The following is an 18,503-nucleotide window of genomic DNA, read 5'->3' on the forward strand; positions in this document are numbered from 1 at the left end:
CTGGCCGACACCGCCCGCGAATGACCGATCAACGCAGGACGCGTTTCGAGGCCCCCACGATCGTCAGCTCGACATGGCTCGATCCGTTGTGGTTGCGGTCGGAGAAGCGCACCACATAGCCGCCGAGATCGAGTTCGCGAAGCCCTTCGAGCCCTCGCACGAAGCTCTCGCGCGTCGGGGACGGACCGGCCTGCTGCAAGCCTTCGACGAGCACCTTGGCGGACACGAAGCCCTCCATGTGGTTGTAGCCAACTTCCACGCCCTTGCGGCTCGCCAGGTCGGAGAGTTCGCGCGCCAGCTTCGTCGCGCTGCCCCACGGATAGGGCATGACTTGGGCGATGGCGACGCCCTTGCTGCGATCGCCGAGCGCCTGGATCAGTTGCTGGGAACTGACCACCGACAAGGCATAGAACTGCGCGCTGGCCCCGGACGATTGATAGGCCGCGATGAAGTCGCTCGTGACCTTGCCTGCCGTGGCCAGGATGACCACCGGCGGCCTGGCGCGTGCGAGATCCTGCGCCGACGCTCGCAGCCCGCTGCCGTCCACCTCCAGTGGCGTAGCCGCCGCCAGCGCGACGCCGCGCCTGACGGCCGCGCTCTTGACGGCATCGAGCCCTCCCGTGCCGAACGCGTTGTTCATGTAGGCCACGCCCACGCGATCGATGCCCAGGACACTCAGGTGCTGCACGATCTTCTCGATCTCGTCCGCATAGCCCGCGCGCACGTTGAAGACATACCTGTCGAAGCCGCTGCGCAGGGTATCGGTTCCCGTGAAGGGCGCGATCAGCGGCACCTTGCGCTCCCGCACGAGCGGGAGCGCAGCCAGCGTGGTCGGCGTGCCCGCAAGGTTGAAGAGCGCGAAGACACCATGCTTCTCGATCAGTTGCCGTACGTTGTCTGCCGTGCGCTGGGGGTCGTAGGCGTCGTCCAGCGCAACGACCTTCAGTTGCCGCCCGTGCACGCCGCCCCTGGCATTGATCTGCTCGAAGCACCATCCCGCGCCTTCCTGGAGCTCGCGCGTCAGCGGCGCGAGCGGGCCGCTCAACTGGCACGACTGGCCGATCAGGATCTCCGCGTCCGCCTCGGCGCGTGGCGCCGGCGACGCCCACGGTGCCGCGATCAGCGCCGCCGCACCGGCGCCCATGATCCGCAGCGCGCGACGCCGCGTCGCCGTAGCGCCAGCCCTCACGGCGTGCAGGTGAAGCTGGCCGCGGCGTTGACGTCGCCCGTCCCGTTGTAGCGCGGATATTTCGGCGCCTCGCAGACCGGCATCGTGCGGGCCGTGGCGCCGGCCATGAAGCTGTAGGTCAGCTGTTCCGGTGCCTTGCTGTTCTCCACCCAGTCGACGACCGCGCCGAGCCAGTCGACCTCGTTCAGGTTGCCGCCCGCGCCGTGCGTCGAAGCGGGAACGATGAACATGCGCGCGTTGGTGCGAGGGTCGGCCAGCCCGAACGACTTGGCGGCATTGGACATGGTCGTGAAGTTGCGAACGTGGTCGTTGACCGACATCAATGGATCCCCCGCGTCGTGCCAGGAGAGCAGCTTGCGGCCCGACGCCACGTAGGCCGCGATGGCGTTCTTGTCGTGGTCGGCGCCCAGGCGCTGAAGACCGCTGCTGAAGACGTAGTAATCGCGGTTGACGTCGAAGCTGGCCAGGTTGGGCGCCGGTGCCGTGCCCGGAGGCGGAGCACCGAACCACAGCGGATCGTTGGTCGCCAGGAACGCAAAGCCGCCGCCCAGGCCGCCATAGCTCGTGACACCGAGAGCCGGCACACCGGGAATCGCGGACGCAGGCGCGAAGTTGGTCCAGTTGTACTTGCTGTACGCGGTGGCGCCGGTGGCCAGGGTCAGGTCGCTGAGCAGGCCTGCGAGCGTGGGAACCTGCGCGGCTGTCAGGCACAGCGCAGGGTCGGCATTCGCGCCGGGTTGACCGCATTGCAGCGATGCGGCAGGCAGGGTGCATGCGCCGGGGTTGGCAAGGTAGCCGTCGGTCGCGCCGTCGCTGGCGTCGCAGGCTGCCACCGCGGCCGCGTAGGCGGCGGCGTACTGCGGCGGACTGATCTCGGCCGGCGTGGCTGCCTTGGCAGCCGTGTTCATCAGGCCGGTGACCGTTCCGCCCATGTCCATGGTTTCGCATCCCGCGACGATGCCGTCGAACTCCTGCGGCCAGCGCTGCGCGGCGATGTAGGCGTTGCGGCCGCCGTTGGAGCAGCCGTTGAAATAGCTGTGACTCGGCGCCTTGCCGAAGAAAGCCTTGGCGACGGCCTTGCCGAAACGCACCGTGGTGCCGCCGGCGGCATACGCATAGTCGATGGCCGATTGCCGGGCGTCGGGCGTGCCGCTCAGCCACACGCCGGGCGCAGCCTGCACAGGAACGCTGGCCCGGTTGCCGCCGTTGGACGCCGCATACACCGCGCCCTTGACGGCGAGCACGGGGCTGACGGCGATCACCGCGCCACCCGGATCGGTGGTCACCACCGAGGCGATGCGCCCGTCGAAACCGCCGCCGCCCTGCTGCCAGTAGCGGCCGGTCCAGTTGTCGGGCACGTCGATCTCGATGTCGAGGAACGGCGCGCGCGTGCCGAGCACCTGGCAGAAGCCCGACGGATTGATCGGCGCCTTGGCCTCGAAGCGCACGGTGCCGGTGACGGTCACGCCTTCGATGACCTGTCCCTTGAGGGCGTCGCAGGTGGCCTTGAGTTGCTCGGCGGTGGGGCCTGCAGGCGATGGTGCGGGCGGTGCCGGCGCAGGTGCGGGTGCGGGTGCGGGAACGATCGGCAAGAAGCTGCCGCCTCCGCCCCCGCCACCTCCGCAGGCCTGCAGGGCCAAGCCCGCAGCCAGCAGCAAGCCCTTTGACAACAGGGCTCGGGGCCCACGTTTTTCGTCGCGCATGGTTTTCTCCAGTGTTTGAGTCGTGCGCCGGGTGTTCGGCAAATCTCGATTGGTTGCTTCATCGCCCGAATGGCCGATCAACCGACCGACCGGTCGGTTTAAAAGCAGGGCGAGACTAACGCAGGAGCGCAAACGCAGGCAAGCGGCGAAGGCTCGGGATTAACCCGTAAGACTGACAATCGCGCAGGCCGCAGCCGCGACGCCTGGCGCGGGAGACCAGTCCAGGACCCGCAGATCGCGTGCGCGTGCGATGGCGATTACTTCAGTGCAACGCCCACCGGTGCCGCATCCTTCAGGTGCTCGAGGAACCATCGTCCGGCAGGACCCGGCGGCAAGTCCTTGCGGTACACGGCAAACATCGCAATCGGCGGCGTGGTGGGTTGGAAGGCTTCCAGCCGCAACGGAGCGAGGAGCCCCGATTCGATGTCGCCGCGCACCATCGCGAGCGGCATGTGCCCCCATCCGAAACCCGCGCGAAGAAACGCATGCTTTGCGCCCAGGTCCGCGAGCCGCCAGATCGATGAAGTGAACACGCCGAAGGTCTTGCCGCCGGTGAGCGAGGTGCGGTCCGTCAGGACCAGTTGAACGTGCTGCTCCAGTTCTCGCGTCGCGATGACGCGCTTCTGTGCGGCCAGCGGGTGCGAGGAAGCCGTCACGGTCACCATCGGAACGTCGAGCAGTTTTTCCGCATCGAGCTCTTCCGGAACGAGAGGCATGGACCCCATGATGCCGATCCTGCAGCCGCGCTGGAGCACCGGCTGCACCACGGCGCCGAGAGCCTCGACATAGAGGCGCAGCGGCGTGTGCGGAAACGCAGCCCGGAACAGGCCGACCGCCACCGTCAGCGAGTCCATGGGGTACATGACGTCGACGACGACCGACAGCTCCGGCTCGAGCCCTTCGGAAATCGTGCGCGCCCGGGCCTTGAAGCCATCCATGCCATGGACCACCGAGCGGGCTTGAGCCAGCAGCGCCGTGCCTTCTTCGGTCAGCGTCGGATATCGCGCGCTGCGGTCGAACAACTGCACGTCGATCTGCGCCTCCAGATTGGCCAGCGTCTGGCTCACCACAGACTGGGCCCGGCGCAGCTTGCGTCCGGCGGCCGAGAAGCTGCCTTCATCGGCGGCCGCGATGAAGGTGCGCAGTTGATCCATTGAAACGCCGTCCAGCATCTATCGCTCCCGTCGATGAAACCGACGGAAAAATATCTGCTTGCACGCTGGATGTCCAGCGAATTGCCGCTCAGGGCACGAGGATCATCGCTCCCGACTTGCGCCGGGCCGCGATGTCCTCGTGCGCCCGCGCCGCTTCGGCGAGCGGATAGCGGGCCACGTCGAGCGCACCGAAGACGCCCTTGCGGTACGCATCGAACACGTCGCCGGTCGCCTGTGCCACGGCACCTTGCACGTGCTGCGCCATCGGTCCGCCCACGATGCGAACGCCGCGCGCGGCGAGAGCCGCCCGGTCGATGTCCGGCGCACCGGAAGCCGCACCGATGGTGACGATGGTTCCGCCATCGCGCACGGCCGCCGCCGATGCGGCGAACGTGGCCTTGCCGACGAACTCGTAGACCACATCGACGCCTTCGGGCGCGAGCCGGCGGATCTGTGCGGCCAGGTCGGCGTCGCCCGAGCGCAGGACGTGATCGACGGCGCCCGCGAGCGCCGCCTGCTTGGCCTGCGAGCCCACCGTTCCGATGACGGTGGCGCCCCTTGCCTTGGCCCAGCGCGAGAGCATGGTGCCCACGCTGCTCGAGGCGCCCTGCACCAGCACCTTCTCGCCGGCCTTGAGTGGACGGAAGCCGTTCAGGCCGGCCCAGGCGGTCAGGCCCTTGGTCAGCACCGTGACGGTCTGCTCCGAAGAGAGATCGTCCGGCACCTTCAGCAGCGCGGCCGCATCGACCAGGCGCACTTGCGCGTAGCTGCCTGGCGCCAGAAAGTAGGCCATCCGGTCGCCGACCCGGATGCCGGTGACATCCGCCCCGACGGCCTCGACGATGCCGGCGCCCTCGACACCCGGCACCGAGGGCAGCGGAACCGGCATCACGCCCTGGCGAAAGGCGGTATCGATGAAGTTGACGCCGATGGCCTCGTGACGCAGGCGGACCTGCCCGGGCCCAGGCATGCCGACGTTGTCGTCCTCGACCTGGAGGACTTCGGGGCCGCCGTATTGATGAAAGCGAATGGTGGTGGTCATGTGTTGCTCTTGATTCGTTGGGGTTGGCAGAAGGTGGCCCGCGCTTCAGATCACGGCAAGCAGGCCACCGTCGACGAGCAGCGCGGTGCCCGTCACGTAGCTGGACAGGTCCGAGCCCAGCCACGCGACGGCGTCGCCGATCTCGGAAGGCTGGCCAAGGCGCCGCAGCGGCGTGCGCTGGCGAAAGCCTTCGGCGGCCTCCGCGATGCCGGGGCTCGTTCTCAGGAGGTGCGTATCGATCGTGCCCGGCGCGACCGCATTCACGCGGATGCCATCCGGCCCCAGCGCATCGGCCAGGGACTTGGCCATCAGCACCACGCCGCCCTTGCTGGTGGAGTAAGCCACCGTCATGCCCGCACCCGAGATCCCGCCCATGCTGGCCATGAGGACGATGCTTCCGGCCTTGCCCCGCGCCTTCATGCTGCGCGCTGCGGCCTGGGCGCTGAACAGCGTTCCCTCGAGGTTGATGCCCATGAGCCGGCGGAAGTCGGCCTCCTCGACGTCGAACCCATCGGCGCGCAAGGTGATCCCCGCGTTGGCGACCATCACGTCGACGCCGCCGAACGCATCGGCCGCCATCAGGAGATCGTCGACCTGCGCGCGCTGGCTGACATCCGCGTGATGGAATCGCGCAGGTACGCCCAGCGCTTCGATCTCTTCCATCGTGGTGCGACCTCCTTCGCGCGGCTCGGGCGTCACGTCCGAGACGATCACCGCCTTCGCCCCATGCTTTGCCGCCTGTACCGCGACCGCCTTGCCGATGCCGCTCGCGGCGCCGGTCACGACGACCACCTTGTCCTGAAGAATGTTGGTGTTCATGCCTTGTCTCCGGCGGCGCGCGGCCATGCGTCCAGCTGTTGAAGCACGGAGAAGAGATTGGCGACACCCCAGTGTTCCGTGATCTTCCCGTCCTGCACGCGCATGGCGTCCACGGTTTCGAAATGGATTGCCCGTCCGGTCGGCGCGATGCCGAGGAACGTGCCCTGCTGCGTACCGTGGTAGGTCTTGTAGGTCGTGACGACATCGCCGTCGGCGCGCTGCCAGTGGATCTCGGCGTGGAAGTCTGGAAACGCCTCCCGCAGGATGCGGTACAGACCCAGCGCACCGGCCTTGTCGGGCGTGCAGTTCGGCTGTGGCGTGTGGTCCAGGAAGTCGTCCGAGAACAACTCGTCGAAAAGGGCCCAGTTGCCGCCGCCCTGTACTTCTTCGGTGTTGCGGCGAACGACGGCCTTGGCGATCTCGCCTGCATTCAGATGGCTCATGGTGTTGCTCCTTGTCATTGCGTTCAAAGTTCGAAGCCGCCGATGGTCATTCCGCCATCGACGACCAGCATCTGGCCCATCACGTAGCTGGCGGCATCGGAGGCCAGCCATACGGCGGCAGCCGCCACCTCGGCGGGATGGCCGCCTCGCCTGGCGGGAATCGCGGTGGAAACCAGCCTGGCGAAGGCCGGGTTCTGGTCACTCGCGACCTTCACCATCGGCGTTTCCGTCCAGCCGGGCGCCAGGGCGTTGACGCGCACGTTGTGGGCAGCGTTCTCCATCGCGGCAACGCGCGTGAGGCCGTGCACGCCGTGCTTGGAGGCGGCATACGCGCTCATTCCGCCAGGCCCCGTCAGCGCCGCCACGGACGCGGTGTTCACGATGGCGCCGCCGCCGCTTCCTTTGATCAGCGGCAATTCGTGCTTCATGCCGAGAAAGACGCTTCGCAGGTTGACGGCGATCACCCGGTCGAAATCTTCGGTCGGGTAGTCCTCGATGCGTTGCGCCTTGCCGGTGATGCCCGCGTTGTTGAAGGCCACGTCGAGCCGGCCAGCCTCGCGTTCGATGCGTGCGATGGCACCGGCCACCTCGTCCTCGACGGCCACGTTGGCCAGCAGCGCCCGGGCCTTGCCGCCGATCTCGGTGATGAGATCGACGGTTTCGGCCAGGCCGTGCTCGTTCAGGTCGGCCGCATACACGAGGCCGCCTCGCACCGCAAAGGCCTTCGCGGCTTCCCGGCCGATGCCGGAACCCGCACCTGTGACGAGCACGACCCGTCCTGCAAAGTCATTGGAGTTCATGTCTTTTCCCGCTGCGACAGATGAAGGGCGCGAGGCTCAGGCAAAGAGCTTTGCAGCGGTCCTGGCCACCAGCTCGCCTTGATGGCGCGCGCCGGCGAGATCGATCGCCGTCGGTTGCCGCGAGCCGTCGCCGCCCGCGACGGTGGTGGCGCCGTAGGGCGCGCCGCCGACGATCTCGTCCACGCTCATCTGGCCCTGGTGGCTGTACGGCAGGCCCACGATGGTCATGCCGAAGTGCAGGAGGTTGGTGATGATCGAGAAGAGCGTGGTCTCCTGTCCGCCGTGCTGGGTGGCCGACGAGGCGAAGGCCGCGCCCACCTTGCCGTTCAGGGCGCCGCGGGCCCACAGCCCGCCGGCCTGGTCGAGAAAGGCCGCCATCTGCGAAGACATCCGGCCGAAGCGGGTGCCCGTGCCCACGACGATGGCGTCGTAGTGCTCCAGGTCGGCCACGCTCGCGACGGGTGCGGCCTGGTCCAGCTTGAAGTGCGCGGACTTCGCGATCGCCTCGGGGACCGTCTCGGGAACGCGCTTCACATCGACCTGGGCGCCGGCGTCACGCGCGCCAGCGGCAATCGCCTCGGCCAGCGTTTCGATATGGCCGTACGACGAGTAATACAGAACAAGAACCTTGGGCATCTCTGAATCTCCTGGTTGGACAGCTCGGTGAGCTGCATGGCCTGAAGATTAGGGATGCCCGACCTATCCAGGAAGCCTGTTTCTTTCGATGGAATGCATCGTCCAAACAGATGGATCCGGGGAGCGCCGGTCAACGCTTCCAGGAGGCTTGGCACGGCATTGCACCGTGCCGGAGCCGATCACTGAGCGGCGACGGCCACCTTCTCCGCAGCCCGCTTGATCACCGCGGCCACGGCCTTGGGATTCGAAACATAGACGGCATGGCTGCCGGGCGTTTCGGTGACGACGGCACCTGCGCGCTTGGACATGTCGCGTTGCGCGGGCGGCGGGATCATCTTGTCGCTGGTGGCCACGAGGTACCAGCTGGGCTTTGTCTTCCATGCAGGTTCGGTCACAGCGCCGCCCAGGGCGGCAACGCCCCACGGCACCTGCGAGTTCGCCATGAAGGCGGCCGTTTCGGGCTTCACATCGGCGGCGAAGGACGCGGCGAACTTCGCCTTGTCGAGCATCAGGAAACCGTCCTGCGGCGGAAGGATCGGGGGCACCGGGGCGCCGGGCGGCGGGTTCTTGATCAGCGAATCGACCGACTCGCCCTTGTCGGGCGCGAACGCGGCGATGTAGACGAGGCCCGCCACCTTCTCGTCGTTGCCCGCCTCCGTGACGACCACGCCGCCATAGGAGTGGCCGACCAGGATGACCGGCTTCTTCTGCGCGGCGATCGCACGCTTGGTGACCGCCACATCGTCGGCCAGCGAGAGGGTCGGGTTCTGGACGATGGTGACGTCGTAGCCGTCCTTCGACAGGATCTTGTAGACGCCTTCCCAACCCGAGCCGTCGACGAAGCCACCGTGTACGAGAACGATGCCGGGCTTTGCCGGCGTGGCGGCGACAGCGCTGGCTGCACCGGTTGCGACGACTGCGGCACCGAAGGCGGCAGTGAGGAACTTTGCGATCTTGAGCATGGACATTTCGCGACTCCTGAATGCGCCCTTGGGCGCGTTGATTGAACGAGTGCTTGAAGGGATGCCACCGAAAGCCGCACATGAAACTTTCGCGGTGATGTAAATTTAAAACTCGATTGTTTAAGTGTCAACTATTTATTTTTGAAGCTATTTTCCGAATCGCCGGAGTTGACGGACGCCCTGGCCTTCGGCCACTTGAGGCGATGCTTTGGATGACAGCGACGCCGGCGATACCATCCGCCATAGGGACATCAGGGCTCGAAGACTTTTCCACCCAGGAGATCGTCGATGCGCAACGCTGCCGGATGCTGGATCGCAGGCTTTCTGATCGCGCTGGTTTCGCAAGTCCAGGCGCAGACCACGCAGAAGGTGGTCGACATTCCCACCCGCCCCGGCGTGACGCAGCGCATGCTCGTGCTGTCGCCGCCCACGACAAAGGCCGCGGTGATCCTGATCGCAGGTGGGCACGGAGGGCTGCAGATCTTTCCCAATGGTTCGTTCAAGTGGGGCGCCGGCAACTTCCTCGTTCGCACGCGGCAGCTGTTTGCAGACCAGGGGTTGATGGTGGCGGTGATCGACGCGCCGTCCGACCGGCAGAGCCCACCCTTCCTTGCCGGATTTCGCCAGAAGCCCGAGCATGCGGCCGACATGAAGGCAGTCATCGCGTGGATGCGCGAGCAGGCCAAGGTGCCGGTGTGGCTGGTGGGCACCAGTCGCGGGACGCAGTCGGCGGCGTACGTTGCCACCGAGCTTTCCGGCCCCGAAGGTCCCGATGGCATCGTGCTGAGTTCGACCATCGTCACCGACGATGCCGGCCGGCCTGTTCCGGCCATGCCGCTAGGGAAAATTCGCATCCCCGTGCTCGTCGTGCATCACGAGCAGGATGGTTGCGCGCACTGCGCATTCGCCAACGTGCCCACGCTCATGGAGAAGCTCGGCAACTCGCCGCGGAAAGAACTGTTGAGCTTCAAGGGCGGGGAGAACAAGGGCGACCCGTGCGAGGCCATGGCGTATCACGGCTTCAATGGACTGGATCGCGAAGTCGTTCCGCAGATTGCGGGTTGGATTCTTGGCCGATAGGCGTGCGCTCAGGAAGGCGCTCCCCTCTTCTCGCTTTCCACGGAGAGGATGAAGACCGCGGCAACGAGCGACAACACCGAAGACACCAGCATCACGCCCAACACCGCAAAGTGCGCGTTCGAAGCATCGACAACCAGCCCCGAGAGAAAGGCGACGATCCCCGCCCCGATCACGGTCAACGCAGCCGCCAGGCCTGATGCCGTGCCCGCAAGGCCCGGGCGTATGGACAGGACGCGCGCATTGGCTGCGGGCATGCTCAATCCATTGCCCAGCCCCACGCAAACGCAAGGACCAAAAAATGCGAGCGGGTGCGTCATGCCGCAAACGGCCAGAACCAGGCCCGCCGCCAGACCCAGGCAGGTCAGAATCCGGCCCGCCAGGATGAAACGGATCGGTGTGTGGCGGGCACTGGCGTGTCCGACCAGGTAGCTCCCGACGATGAAGCCCGCGGGGACCATCCCCATGTACAAGCCAAGCGCCGTGCCCGATGTCCCGCCCGACCGCGCGACCACCAGAGGCGCACCGCCGAGAAACGTGTACAGCGTCCCGATGGCGAATGCCATGCAGAGCGCATACGCCCGGAATCGCGCCGAGCGAATCAGTTCGCCATAGCCCTTGAGCTGGAGCGCGACGGACTTCGTGCGATGGATGTTCGTCTCCTTCATGCAGAAGCTCACCAGGCACAGGCCCACAACCCCGAGGACTGCGAACGCAATGAAGTTGGCGCGCCATCCGAAGAATGAATCGAGCATTCCGCCAATGGCCGGCCCCACCATCGGTGCCACGGCCCACGCCGAAGACACGTAGCCGATGCGGCTTGCTGCCATGCGCTCGTCGGAGGTGTCTCGAATTGCCGCAAGCGAAACCGCGTATCCGGCGATCACGGGGCCTTGAAACAACCGGCACAGCAAGAACGTGGCGATGTCGTTCGCCAGGCTGCAGCCGACGGATGCCAACGTGAAGATCGCGAGAGCGATCAGCGCGATCGGCTTGCGCCCGAACCTGTCCGACAACGCACCCGCGATCAGATGCGTGAAGGCTGTCGCAATCGCATAGCCCGCGATGGCTGTGTTGGCGAGCGCAAAGTCCGCATCGAGGTCCTTCGCAATGCTCGGCAGCGAAGGCACGAACATGTTGACCGGCAGGACCGCGATGGCGGAAAGGGCAATCAGGACTGGAAGACGTGGCGTTGCCTGCGAATGCATTGCTGTTGAGCTCCTTGACACGGCGCGCTCGAAATCGCTTCGAAGCGCCCAAAGAGAAAGATCGAATCACCGGGGGCGTGCTGTTGCACGGCCTTTGATCTACTCGTGTCGGGTCCAACAGGAGTCCATGCGTCGCCAGTCCTTATGAAGCCAGGCGACATCAATGCGAGCAGGCTGCATGCTGCTCGAGTGAGCGGGTGTGCGCTCCGGGGCAAATTCTGCCTCATCCGCGAGCAGCCTGAAATTCACCGAACGCTGCCCGCTCCCGGCAGGCCCCGCGTTCTGCATGCGCTCATGTCTGCGGCTTGGGGCGTTTCGCGATGAACGCCTGCTTCTCGTGGCGGTCGAAGCCGGCAACCTCGTAGAACCGGAAGGTCGCTTCGTCCTTCCTGCCGGTCAACAGCATGACCTTGTAGCAGCCCTGCGACCAGGCGATCGAAAGCGCGGCTGCAAGGACGGCCTTGCCGTGGCCTTGTCCTCTGTGGTCGGCGTGGGTCACGACGTTTTCGATCACGCCATAGGGCTTGCAGCCTCGCGTGAGATTGGGAATGACAGTGAGCGTGCAACTCGAGACGAGCTTGTCCTGCACATAGACGCCGAGGCAACTGCAGCCCCGATTGCTCGAGAGTTCCTGCCACACCGCATCGACGGTGGCTGGCTCCGGGAGCGGGTCGTCGACCTCGTGAAGATGCCGATAGAGAGCCAGAAGCTCTTCGAGTTCGGATGGGGCAATCTGACGAATCTGCATGGGTCACTCCGGTGGGCGATCAAGCGTCTCTCGGTCGATTTCCGCGACCAGTTCCCGCAGCCATGCATGGTGGCCTTTGAAGGTGTCGAGCCGTTCCTCGGCCTCCTCCCTCGACGCCAGGTGCCTATTCAGAAATCGAAACCCCACCGAAGCCGCGGCGCTTTGAAGTTCATCCTCAGGCAGATCGCATTCGTACAGAAAATCGAACCGCGTGGCCCAGAACCCTTGCTCGGTCCTCGCGACGAGTTCGAATTCCTCGGGGGCCTCGATGCTGAACTCGATGAACTCGAGGCCATCGGCCTTTTCCCACACGCCGAAGACCGTGTCGCCGCTGTCCCACAGCGGAATCAATGGCGGACCCGCGGGTACGCCAGCGCGGTGGTAGGCATAGAACGGAGGCCCCAGGCAATGCCCCCTGAACGCCTCGTGAATGCATTCGCCGGCCGCCAGCCGCCTCAGGGGCACGGACACACCAAGCCCCTGCAACGCCGCCATTCGCAGATCCTCCGCAATCACCGCCATGCCGAATCCTCCTGCGTCACCTGACTGTGGCTATTCTGACGCCACGCTCCACGCGCTTGCACAGCGGCGGGCCGAGGTCCCGCAAGACCGGGACACGGCTGGATCGTGCAGCGACAATCTCGCCATGGCTCAAGGCAAACGCATCTCGGCAGACATCGACAGCGACGCCCTCCAGGCGATCAAGCACATGGGGGCGCAGGCCAAGCTGGCGCGCACGCGCGCTGGCGAAGGCCAGGCCGCAGCCGCCGCGCGACTGGGCGTGCATGTCCAGACGATCGCGCGAATCGAATCGGGTGAGCCCGGCGTGGCCATCGGGCATGTTCTGGGCATGTTGGCGCTTTATGGCATCGCAACAAAGACGATCGATCCGGGAAGTACGGAATGACGCACATCAAACGTCGTGTCGGCCTGGCCATGACGGGGGCAGCGGCGCTTTTGCTTGTCTCCCCTTGCCACGCGGACACGCAGGCGCAATCGCCGGCTGCGCTTGCCGGCCTGCGGCAGCAGATCGACAGCGTCCGGGTCGATGCGATGGAGAACAAGGGCTTCCTTCCCTGATGCCGGTCGGTCGCCGGATGCCTAGGCGGCCGCGTCGAAGAAGGCGAGCTTTCTGGTTCGAGGCAGCGCCTTGACCTTGAGCTCCGCCCGCAATGCAGCCCCCTTGTCCGGGTAGACGCGAGCGGCAAGCACGCGCAACGGAGGACGCGCGCGTGTGAACTTGGCGCCCAGCCCGAAGACGTGCTGGAAAAAGCGCTGCTCCACATCGATCGCGATCCCCGCGTAGTACACGCCGCCTTCGCACTCCAGGAGATAGAGCCAATACGGTGTGGGTTTGGGTGCACGCGGGGGCTGAGGGGCTGACAGGGTTCGGGGCACGGCTGGATTGTGCGGGCCATCGCAGGCGGGCGCTGTCGTGCTGAACTCTCCCCGGCCACTCATTGCCGCGGGCCAGTTAGCGCTTGAACAGCTTGTACGCCCCGAACGCCAGCAACACGATGGCGAAGCACAGCATGCCTGCGGATTTTCCGGCCGAATAGCCGGCTTCGGCGCCCGCAGCGGCCTGTGGGAGGTTCATCCAGCGGGTCATTGCCCATCCACCCCACACGACGGCGATCACGCCCTGCACCTTGTTCCCCATGAATCCGCTCCTTTGTTCTGGAGCGCGATGATATCCATCGGAAACCTCCTCGAGACCGCGCGATTCGCGACGATCTTGTTACTCCCTCGCGGTGCGTCCGCTCGAATAGATTGGTCATCAGGCCACGCGGCATGCGTGGGTTTTTCTGGAACCAACGCAACGGAGCACCCCATGACCGACATCGTCGAAAGAACAGCACAGATCGACCAGCCCTACACCGGCGGTTGCGCATGCGGCGCGATCCGCTACGAGATCTCGGGCGAGCCGGTCTTCCAGAACGACTGCCAGTGCCGCGACTGCCAGCGCAAGAGCGGCACCGGCCACGGTTCGTACCTCACCTTCCCGCGCGGCGGCGTGAAGCACAGCGGCGAAGCGACGCTGTGGAACATGGTCGGCGACAGCGGCAATGTGAAGACCCGCGCGTTCTGCCCGCACTGCGGATCGCCCGTGTACATGACTTTTGCCGCGATGCCCGAGGTGTTCACCGTGCATGCCGCGAGCCTCGACGATCCGGCCCGCTACCGACCGCAGGCGGTCACGTACGGCGTGCGCGGACACGCATGGGATTTCCTGGACCCGGCCTTGCCGAAGTTCGACAGGATGCCGCCGATGTGAAGTCGCTGCGGGACAGCACACTAGCGCATGTGCGCCAGGTCCCGCAGGTCCGACCGGATCGCCGCGCGGTCGGCGCCGTGAAGCGGCAGGCTCACGAACAGCTCCAGGCGCCGGCGCAGCACGAACATCATCTGGATGGCGGCGCGCACCGCGTCTTCGGGGTTGTCGATCGCGGCAATGTCGGGGAAGGCCCACAGTGCCGCATCGGGCTGGCCCGGCCAGCGTGGTTGGGAAAGCGACGTCGACTCGTCCAGGGTGATGACGAACTCGGCACGGGGCGCGCCCGATGCGGTCAGGTCGTTCCAGCTGCGCGGCGGCGCATCGAGCGGCGGAATGCCTGCGTTCTCGAGCGCTGCAACGGCAGCGGGATGGATGTCCGCAGCGATCTTGCCGGGCTGACCGCACGAGAGCACCGTGAAGCGGCTGCCGCCCAGGTGCGCGAGGCTGGCGTGCGCCAATCTGCTACGAAGGGAATTGCGTCGCGAGACGAAGGTAACCACGATGCCTCTGGCCATGGACGCCAGTCTAAAACGAAGATATGTCGAGTTGCGCTTCGATGGCCCCCTTGTCGATGACGGACCAGACGCTTGCAATCCTTTCGTCGCGGAATTCATAGAACACGTTCTCGGCAAAAGAGACTTTCCGGCCTTCACCTGCAGCCCGAGAAACATCCCCTTCGGGGTGCAATCGAACTGCAGCCGGCTGGCAATGCAGGGCGGATCGCAGATGAGCAGGCGGATGTCGAAGCGCAGGTCCGGGATCTCTTCGCAGTCCTTCTCCAGCATCGCGCGATAACCGGCCAAGCCGATGCGCCGGCCGTTGTAATGAGCCTCGGCGTGGACGAACTTGTCGAGATTCGACCAGTCGCGCGCATTGAGGCAGGCGATGTAGCCCCGGTAGAGGGTGGGGAGGTCGGCCCCGGTCATGGCGATTCCTTTCTCGAACGTCGAACGGGTGTCCGGCATGGCAAAAGAATGGCCCATTGCGACCGCCGCGACAAGTGCATCGGTCCGCCACACGGCATCGCCCGCACCCGATGCGGCATACTCCCACCCCCCAAACACGCCACGAACCCACCCGCATGGACAAGGAAGTCGACCCCCACGTACTCACCGTCATCGATGAGATGCGACTCTCAGGACCCCGGCTCACGCCGGTCGAGATCGTCGCCAAGATGGGGGTGTTCGACGCGCGGGAAAAGCCGTTCGACCAGGCCTGGCTGGCGACGGGCGACAACGTCATTGCGACGATCTGGGCGGAGTATGTGAGCGTGGGTGCCGGCAACCGCTGGTTCTGCCTCGAATCGCTCGATACGCAGCACCGCCCGGGCGGCGGCACGCGCAGCCCCTTCCAGGTCCAGCGCGCGAAAGATCGCCTCGGCCTGCTCAAGCGGACCTTCGACGCAGGCCAGGGCTTCCGCGCCGTGCTGCAGACCAACCGGGTCGCCATTGCCGAGCTGGAGAGCAACAAGGCCGCGAAGGTGTCCACGCGCGTGCGCGACGACGCCGAATGGCACGTCGCCAGCTGGGAACCCGAGCAACAGCTCGCGGTGCTGGTCCGCGGCCCGCGAGGCTGGACGCCCGACGAGGCGGAAGTGAAAGCCGCCGCGACGCGCGGCAGCGTGCCGGTCGTGGTCGAGGCCGAGCCCGATGTCGCAGCCCCTCCAGCACCGGTTTCGCAGGAAGAGGTCCAGGCCGCCGCCATGGACTACGTGATGCGCCACTTCAAGGGCTACGGCTACAACGCCGAAGACCTGACCAGCAAGAACATCGGCTACAGCATCGAGGTGTCGAACGCGAAGGGCGCGACGCTCCTGCGCGTCGTGGTGAAGGGCACCTCCACCGGGTCGCCCAAGTTTCAGCTCACGAGCGAGGAACAGGCATGCTCGGTGCGCGAGCCGCTCTGGCGGCTGCTGGTGGTTTCCGATGCAGGCAGCGCGATCGCGCAGCACAAGATCTACAAGCCTTCGGAGATGAGCCAGGCGCCTGGGTTCGAAGCGCTGGGATAGTCCCCGATGTCGTTCAGAGCGCCGCCCCGGGCCTGAACGAGCCCGGCTGCTGCGTCTGCAGCCATGCGCTCGCCCGCTCCGACGATCAAGAAGATGTTGGGCGTCACACAGTCTTTCGGATTTGCTCTCGCACACGCACGGTGTCGCGGGTCGGGCCGAAGGCGCCGAAGCGCACAGGCAGGCCGCTGAAGGATTCGGCGCGCTCCACCCACGCCTGCGCGGTGCCGATGGGGTCCGATTCGTAGAGGGGTTGCGCGCCTTGCAGCAATTGGGTCAAGGCATGCTGATGGTCGAGGTCCGGTTCATCGCTGAACGGCAGCGATGCGACGTTGGCACCGCCGGTGGCGCGGTAGCCAGTGCACCAGCGCAGGTCCGCGCCCTCGACGGCATCGAGGTGACTCACCACCAGTCCGTCGAGTCGTCCGACCGCCGCAAGCGCATAGCGCAGCAGCACCGCATCGGGATGCCCGCGGCGAAACATGCCCTGCCAGCCTTCATCGGCGTTGTGCGGTTCGGCGAATCGCGCGTCGAGTGCGCGATCGTGCGTGGGGAATGGGCCCGGGCCGTGGCGCGTGAGGTAGCTGCGCAGCACGCCCAGGTGCTGCACGGGCGCATCGATGCCCGCGTCATGCAGCACGGCTTCGACAGCGGCCGTCGAGATGGTGCTCCACGTGGTGTGCGGATGAAAGCCGCGCCATTCGTCGAGCAGCACGCCCTGCGCGCCTTCGAACAGCACGGTGCCGGGACGCACGAGCCTTGCACCGATGGCATCGGCGCTTGCGGGCGGCGACAGGCGGACACATGGCATCGCAGCATCGAACCAGCGCTGAGAGAGCGAGGCATCGTCGAGCAATGCCAGCTCCTGTGCGGCCTCGGGGTGCGATGGCACCATGCCCGCGAACGCTCGGCGCACCGCCGTGCGCGAGGCCTCCAGCTTTTCGAGCGTGCGCGCACGATGCAGCAGGTCGCCGTAGCGCAAGGCAGCGTCGGGGGCAGCCAACGCCTGCCGCACAGTCTCGCCGACACCCACGCCGCAACTGCCATGCGCCGCCGCGCCCCTCACCCGTTCGCGCAGCCGGCCCGCCGCCTGATGGAACGGTGTGGTCACGCGGCAGCGCGCATCGATCAGCAGGCGCGCAAACGCATCGGACACGCCCACGCGGCGCAGCGCCTCTTCCTCGACACGCAGCGCCGTCGGATGCACCACCACCGGGCCCGCGAGCACCGTCGCCACGCCCGCATGAAAACTGCCGGCGCCGAATTGCGAGAAGGTGTGGTGCCGCCCGTCCGCCAGCACGACGTTGTGCCCCGCCTGCGCGCCGCCGTTGAAGCGCACCACCGTGTGCGCCTGCCACGCGCCGCACAGGTGGTCGGTGAAGAGGCCCTTGCCGCAGTCCCCGAAGCCCAGGCCCAGCAGCGAGACGTAGCGCGTGGTTGCGGCAGTGGTCACACGGCCTTCAGCCGAAGAGCCGCTTCCACCACGACGACCGCGGCCCGCTCGCGGCCGGCGGCGCGCGGCGCGGCGCGTTCGGGTCGAGCAGCGCGGCATACGCGTCGAGCGCGTGCAGCACACCGCCCACGCGCTCCTTGGCCATGCCGGTCGCGCCCATCACCTTGGCAAGGCCGTCGAGGTTCGGCACAGCCTTCTCGGTCAGCGCAACGATGCCGGCCGCCACGGCGCAGGCGTCGTCGGGCGAGTCCATGCAGATGACGTGATCGCCAAGCAGCTCGCGCCAGCGCGGCTCGCAGCGGCGGCGGCGCTGTGCGTCCGGAATCAGGAAGAACAGGTTCGTGGTCTCGGCCGCGGCGGCGATGACTTCCTCGATCGGAATGTCCTCGTCGAGCTTCTCGCCGATGAGGCCTTCGATCTGGTGGCGCGAGACGGCCGGGTACGGCAGTTCGTCGCCCGTCACGAACAGGTAGCCGCGCTTCTTTCGCTTGACCCAGCAGTCCATGTCGGTGTGCTGCGCCATCACGTAGAAGGCGAGCTCGTAGCTCTCTTCGCCGCTGCCGCCACCGCCGCCTTCGAGATAGCTCCAGGTGAGCCACTGGTCCATGAGGTTGGCGGTCGATTCGAACTGGCCCACCTGCAGCGGCGCACGGTCGGAGGTGGCGTCGCCGATGGCCATGAACATGAGCTGGGGGTCGGCCACGCCGCAGTCCGTCAGCAGCTTCATGAAGGTGGGCAGCTCGCGGCGCGCGAGGGTCTGCGGGATGTCGCCCATGGAGCCAGTGACGTCGAGTGCGAACACGATGCCCAGCGAGTTGGGGTGGTCGGCGTTGTCGCGCGATTCCCGCACCTTCAGGCCGTGCGGGTTCATCAGCGCATGCGTGGCCGTTTGCGTGAACACCTCGGCGCCGGGCTTGGCGACGCGGTCGGCGATCAGCGCCGTGTGGGCGGCGTGCGAATAGTTTCCGTAACCCATGGGGTGCTCCTTG

Annotated in this window: 22 protein-coding genes and 1 pseudogene; 5 read left to right on the top strand and 18 right to left on the bottom strand. The window is 66.5% G+C overall.

What is annotated here, in order from left to right:
• Positions 1-28 precede the first annotated feature (28 nt).
• The 9 genes from GNX71_RS24335 to GNX71_RS24375 all read right to left on the bottom strand — a co-directional run bounded on the left by GNX71_RS24335 (position 29) and on the right by GNX71_RS24375 (position 8,754).
• Positions 29-1,189 (bottom strand): ABC transporter substrate-binding protein, encoded by a 1,161-nt coding sequence (locus GNX71_RS24335; RefSeq protein WP_206174796.1) that lies wholly within the window; start codon positions 1,187-1,189, stop codon positions 29-31.
• Positions 1,186-2,781, bottom strand: coding sequence for a tannase/feruloyl esterase family alpha/beta hydrolase (locus GNX71_RS24340; protein WP_206174797.1), 1,596 nt, complete (start codon positions 2,779-2,781; stop codon positions 1,186-1,188). The genes GNX71_RS24335 and GNX71_RS24340 overlap by 4 nt, the downstream gene beginning before the upstream one ends.
• A gap of 368 nt (positions 2,782-3,149) precedes the next feature.
• Positions 3,150-4,064, bottom strand: a complete 915-nt coding sequence (locus GNX71_RS24345) for a LysR family transcriptional regulator (RefSeq protein ID WP_206174798.1) — start codon at positions 4,062-4,064, stop codon at positions 3,150-3,152.
• Between the two features lie 70 nt (positions 4,065-4,134).
• Positions 4,135-5,088: a quinone oxidoreductase gene (locus GNX71_RS24350; RefSeq protein WP_206174799.1), complete on the bottom strand. Its 954-nt coding sequence runs from the start codon at positions 5,086-5,088 to the stop codon at positions 4,135-4,137.
• 45 nt (positions 5,089-5,133) lie between these two features.
• Positions 5,134-5,907: an SDR family oxidoreductase gene (locus GNX71_RS24355; RefSeq protein ID WP_206174800.1), complete on the bottom strand. Its 774-nt coding sequence runs from the start codon at positions 5,905-5,907 to the stop codon at positions 5,134-5,136.
• Positions 5,904-6,350, bottom strand: coding sequence for an ester cyclase (locus GNX71_RS24360; protein WP_206174801.1), 447 nt, complete (start codon positions 6,348-6,350; stop codon positions 5,904-5,906). Before GNX71_RS24360 ends, GNX71_RS24355 begins: the two co-directional genes overlap by 4 nt.
• A 23-nt stretch (positions 6,351-6,373) precedes the next feature.
• Positions 6,374-7,150 carry an SDR family NAD(P)-dependent oxidoreductase gene (locus GNX71_RS24365; RefSeq protein ID WP_206174802.1) on the bottom strand — a complete coding sequence of 259 codons (777 nt, stop codon included), beginning with the start codon at positions 7,148-7,150 and terminating at the stop codon, positions 6,374-6,376.
• Positions 7,151-7,186: 36 nt separating this feature from the next.
• Positions 7,187-7,786: an NAD(P)H:quinone oxidoreductase gene (gene wrbA / locus GNX71_RS24370; protein ID WP_206174803.1), complete on the bottom strand. Its 600-nt coding sequence runs from the start codon at positions 7,784-7,786 to the stop codon at positions 7,187-7,189.
• 179 nt (positions 7,787-7,965) lie between these two features.
• Positions 7,966-8,754, bottom strand: a complete 789-nt coding sequence (locus GNX71_RS24375) for an alpha/beta hydrolase (protein WP_206174804.1) — start codon at positions 8,752-8,754, stop codon at positions 7,966-7,968.
• 282 nt (positions 8,755-9,036) lie between these two features.
• Between GNX71_RS24375 and GNX71_RS24380 the strand changes: the two genes are divergently transcribed.
• Positions 9,037-9,828 (top strand): alpha/beta hydrolase, encoded by a 792-nt coding sequence (locus GNX71_RS24380; protein ID WP_206174805.1) that lies wholly within the window; start codon positions 9,037-9,039, stop codon positions 9,826-9,828.
• An 8-nt stretch (positions 9,829-9,836) separates the two neighbouring features.
• Here the strand turns inward: GNX71_RS24380 and GNX71_RS24385 are convergent, their stop codons facing one another.
• The 3 genes from GNX71_RS24385 to GNX71_RS24395 all read right to left on the bottom strand — a co-directional run bounded on the left by GNX71_RS24385 (position 9,837) and on the right by GNX71_RS24395 (position 12,303).
• A complete protein-coding gene (locus GNX71_RS24385; protein WP_206174806.1) occupies positions 9,837-11,033 on the bottom strand; it encodes a multidrug effflux MFS transporter in 1,197 nt (398 codons plus the stop codon).
• Between the two features lie 292 nt (positions 11,034-11,325).
• Positions 11,326-11,781: a GNAT family N-acetyltransferase gene (locus GNX71_RS24390; RefSeq protein ID WP_206174807.1), complete on the bottom strand. Its 456-nt coding sequence runs from the start codon at positions 11,779-11,781 to the stop codon at positions 11,326-11,328.
• A gap of 3 nt (positions 11,782-11,784) precedes the next feature.
• Positions 11,785-12,303, bottom strand: a complete 519-nt coding sequence (locus GNX71_RS24395; protein WP_206174808.1) for a hypothetical protein — start codon at positions 12,301-12,303, stop codon at positions 11,785-11,787.
• A 124-nt stretch (positions 12,304-12,427) separates the two neighbouring features.
• On the opposite strand from GNX71_RS24395, the gene GNX71_RS24400 reads away from it, so the two are divergent.
• Positions 12,428-12,688: a helix-turn-helix transcriptional regulator gene (locus GNX71_RS24400; protein ID WP_206174809.1), complete on the top strand. Its 261-nt coding sequence runs from the start codon at positions 12,428-12,430 to the stop codon at positions 12,686-12,688.
• Positions 12,685-12,861, top strand: coding sequence for a hypothetical protein (locus GNX71_RS24405; protein ID WP_206174810.1), 177 nt, complete (start codon positions 12,685-12,687; stop codon positions 12,859-12,861). The genes GNX71_RS24400 and GNX71_RS24405 overlap by 4 nt, the downstream gene beginning before the upstream one ends.
• Before the next feature lie 21 nt (positions 12,862-12,882).
• On the opposite strand, the gene GNX71_RS24410 is transcribed toward GNX71_RS24405, so the two are convergent.
• A complete protein-coding gene (locus GNX71_RS24410) occupies positions 12,883-13,179 on the bottom strand; it encodes a GIY-YIG nuclease family protein (protein ID WP_241027042.1) in 297 nt (98 codons plus the stop codon).
• A gap of 76 nt (positions 13,180-13,255) precedes the next feature.
• Complete coding sequence (locus GNX71_RS24415; protein ID WP_206174811.1) at positions 13,256-13,441, bottom strand: hypothetical protein; 186 nt, start codon at positions 13,439-13,441, stop codon at positions 13,256-13,258.
• A gap of 171 nt (positions 13,442-13,612) precedes the next feature.
• Here GNX71_RS24415 and GNX71_RS24420 point away from each other — a divergent pair, with 171 nt between their 5' ends.
• A complete protein-coding gene (locus GNX71_RS24420; protein ID WP_241027043.1) occupies positions 13,613-14,056 on the top strand; it encodes a GFA family protein in 444 nt (147 codons plus the stop codon).
• Positions 14,057-14,076: 20 nt separating this feature from the next.
• Here GNX71_RS24420 and GNX71_RS24425 read toward each other — a convergent pair whose 3' ends face one another.
• Together GNX71_RS24425 and GNX71_RS24430 are read right to left on the bottom strand one after the other, a co-directional pair.
• Positions 14,077-14,571, bottom strand: coding sequence for a protein tyrosine phosphatase (locus tag GNX71_RS24425; protein ID WP_206174812.1), 495 nt, complete (start codon positions 14,569-14,571; stop codon positions 14,077-14,079).
• A 10-nt stretch (positions 14,572-14,581) separates the two neighbouring features.
• Positions 14,582-14,982: pseudogene (locus GNX71_RS24430) on the bottom strand (ester cyclase).
• A 155-nt stretch (positions 14,983-15,137) separates the two neighbouring features.
• Between GNX71_RS24430 and GNX71_RS24435 the strand changes: the two are divergent.
• Complete coding sequence (locus tag GNX71_RS24435; protein WP_206174813.1) at positions 15,138-16,064, top strand: DUF3883 domain-containing protein; 927 nt, start codon at positions 15,138-15,140, stop codon at positions 16,062-16,064.
• A 103-nt stretch (positions 16,065-16,167) separates the two neighbouring features.
• On the opposite strand, the gene GNX71_RS24440 is transcribed toward GNX71_RS24435, so the two are convergent.
• Entirely contained in the window at positions 16,168-17,514 is a 1,347-nt protein-coding gene (locus GNX71_RS24440; RefSeq protein ID WP_206174814.1) for an adenylosuccinate synthetase, read from the bottom strand.
• 7 nt (positions 17,515-17,521) lie between these two features.
• Positions 17,522-18,490: a VWA domain-containing protein gene (locus GNX71_RS24445; protein WP_206174815.1), complete on the bottom strand. Its 969-nt coding sequence runs from the start codon at positions 18,488-18,490 to the stop codon at positions 17,522-17,524.
• Positions 18,491-18,503: the final 13 nt, after the last annotated feature.

This window comes from Variovorax sp. RKNM96, assembly GCF_017161115.1.
GTDB lineage: Bacteria > Pseudomonadota > Gammaproteobacteria > Burkholderiales > Burkholderiaceae_C > Variovorax.

What these genes read in the sequence shown, in the direction of transcription:
- GNX71_RS24345 (WP_206174798.1), bottom strand. Translation starts at nt 4,064, where the DNA reads ATGCTGGACGGCGTTTCAATGGATCAACTGCGCACCTTCATCGCGGCC.
- GNX71_RS24350 (WP_206174799.1), bottom strand. Translation starts at nt 5,088, where the DNA reads ATGACCACCACCATTCGCTTTCATCAATACGGCGGCCCCGAAGTCCTC.
- GNX71_RS24355 (WP_206174800.1), bottom strand. Translation starts at nt 5,907, where the DNA reads ATGAACACCAACATTCTTCAGGACAAGGTGGTCGTCGTGACCGGCGCC.
- GNX71_RS24360 (WP_206174801.1), bottom strand. Translation starts at nt 6,350, where the DNA reads ATGAGCCATCTGAATGCAGGCGAGATCGCCAAGGCCGTCGTTCGCCGC.
- GNX71_RS24365 (WP_206174802.1), bottom strand. Translation starts at nt 7,150, where the DNA reads ATGAACTCCAATGACTTTGCAGGACGGGTCGTGCTCGTCACAGGTGCG.
- wrbA (WP_206174803.1), bottom strand. Translation starts at nt 7,786, where the DNA reads ATGCCCAAGGTTCTTGTTCTGTATTACTCGTCGTACGGCCATATCGAA.
- GNX71_RS24375 (WP_206174804.1), bottom strand. Translation starts at nt 8,754, where the DNA reads ATGTCCATGCTCAAGATCGCAAAGTTCCTCACTGCCGCCTTCGGTGCC.
- GNX71_RS24380 (WP_206174805.1), top strand. Translation starts at nt 9,037, where the DNA reads ATGCGCAACGCTGCCGGATGCTGGATCGCAGGCTTTCTGATCGCGCTG.
- GNX71_RS24385 (WP_206174806.1), bottom strand. Translation starts at nt 11,033, where the DNA reads ATGCATTCGCAGGCAACGCCACGTCTTCCAGTCCTGATTGCCCTTTCC.
- GNX71_RS24390 (WP_206174807.1), bottom strand. Translation starts at nt 11,781, where the DNA reads ATGCAGATTCGTCAGATTGCCCCATCCGAACTCGAAGAGCTTCTGGCT.
- GNX71_RS24395 (WP_206174808.1), bottom strand. Translation starts at nt 12,303, where the DNA reads ATGGCGGTGATTGCGGAGGATCTGCGAATGGCGGCGTTGCAGGGGCTT.
- GNX71_RS24400 (WP_206174809.1), top strand. Translation starts at nt 12,428, where the DNA reads ATGGCTCAAGGCAAACGCATCTCGGCAGACATCGACAGCGACGCCCTC.
- GNX71_RS24405 (WP_206174810.1), top strand. Translation starts at nt 12,685, where the DNA reads ATGACGCACATCAAACGTCGTGTCGGCCTGGCCATGACGGGGGCAGCG.
- GNX71_RS24415 (WP_206174811.1), bottom strand. Translation starts at nt 13,441, where the DNA reads ATGGGGAACAAGGTGCAGGGCGTGATCGCCGTCGTGTGGGGTGGATGG.
- GNX71_RS24420 (WP_241027043.1), top strand. Translation starts at nt 13,613, where the DNA reads ATGACCGACATCGTCGAAAGAACAGCACAGATCGACCAGCCCTACACC.
- GNX71_RS24425 (WP_206174812.1), bottom strand. Translation starts at nt 14,571, where the DNA reads ATGGCCAGAGGCATCGTGGTTACCTTCGTCTCGCGACGCAATTCCCTT.
- GNX71_RS24435 (WP_206174813.1), top strand. Translation starts at nt 15,138, where the DNA reads ATGGACAAGGAAGTCGACCCCCACGTACTCACCGTCATCGATGAGATG.
- GNX71_RS24445 (WP_206174815.1), bottom strand. Translation starts at nt 18,490, where the DNA reads ATGGGTTACGGAAACTATTCGCACGCCGCCCACACGGCGCTGATCGCC.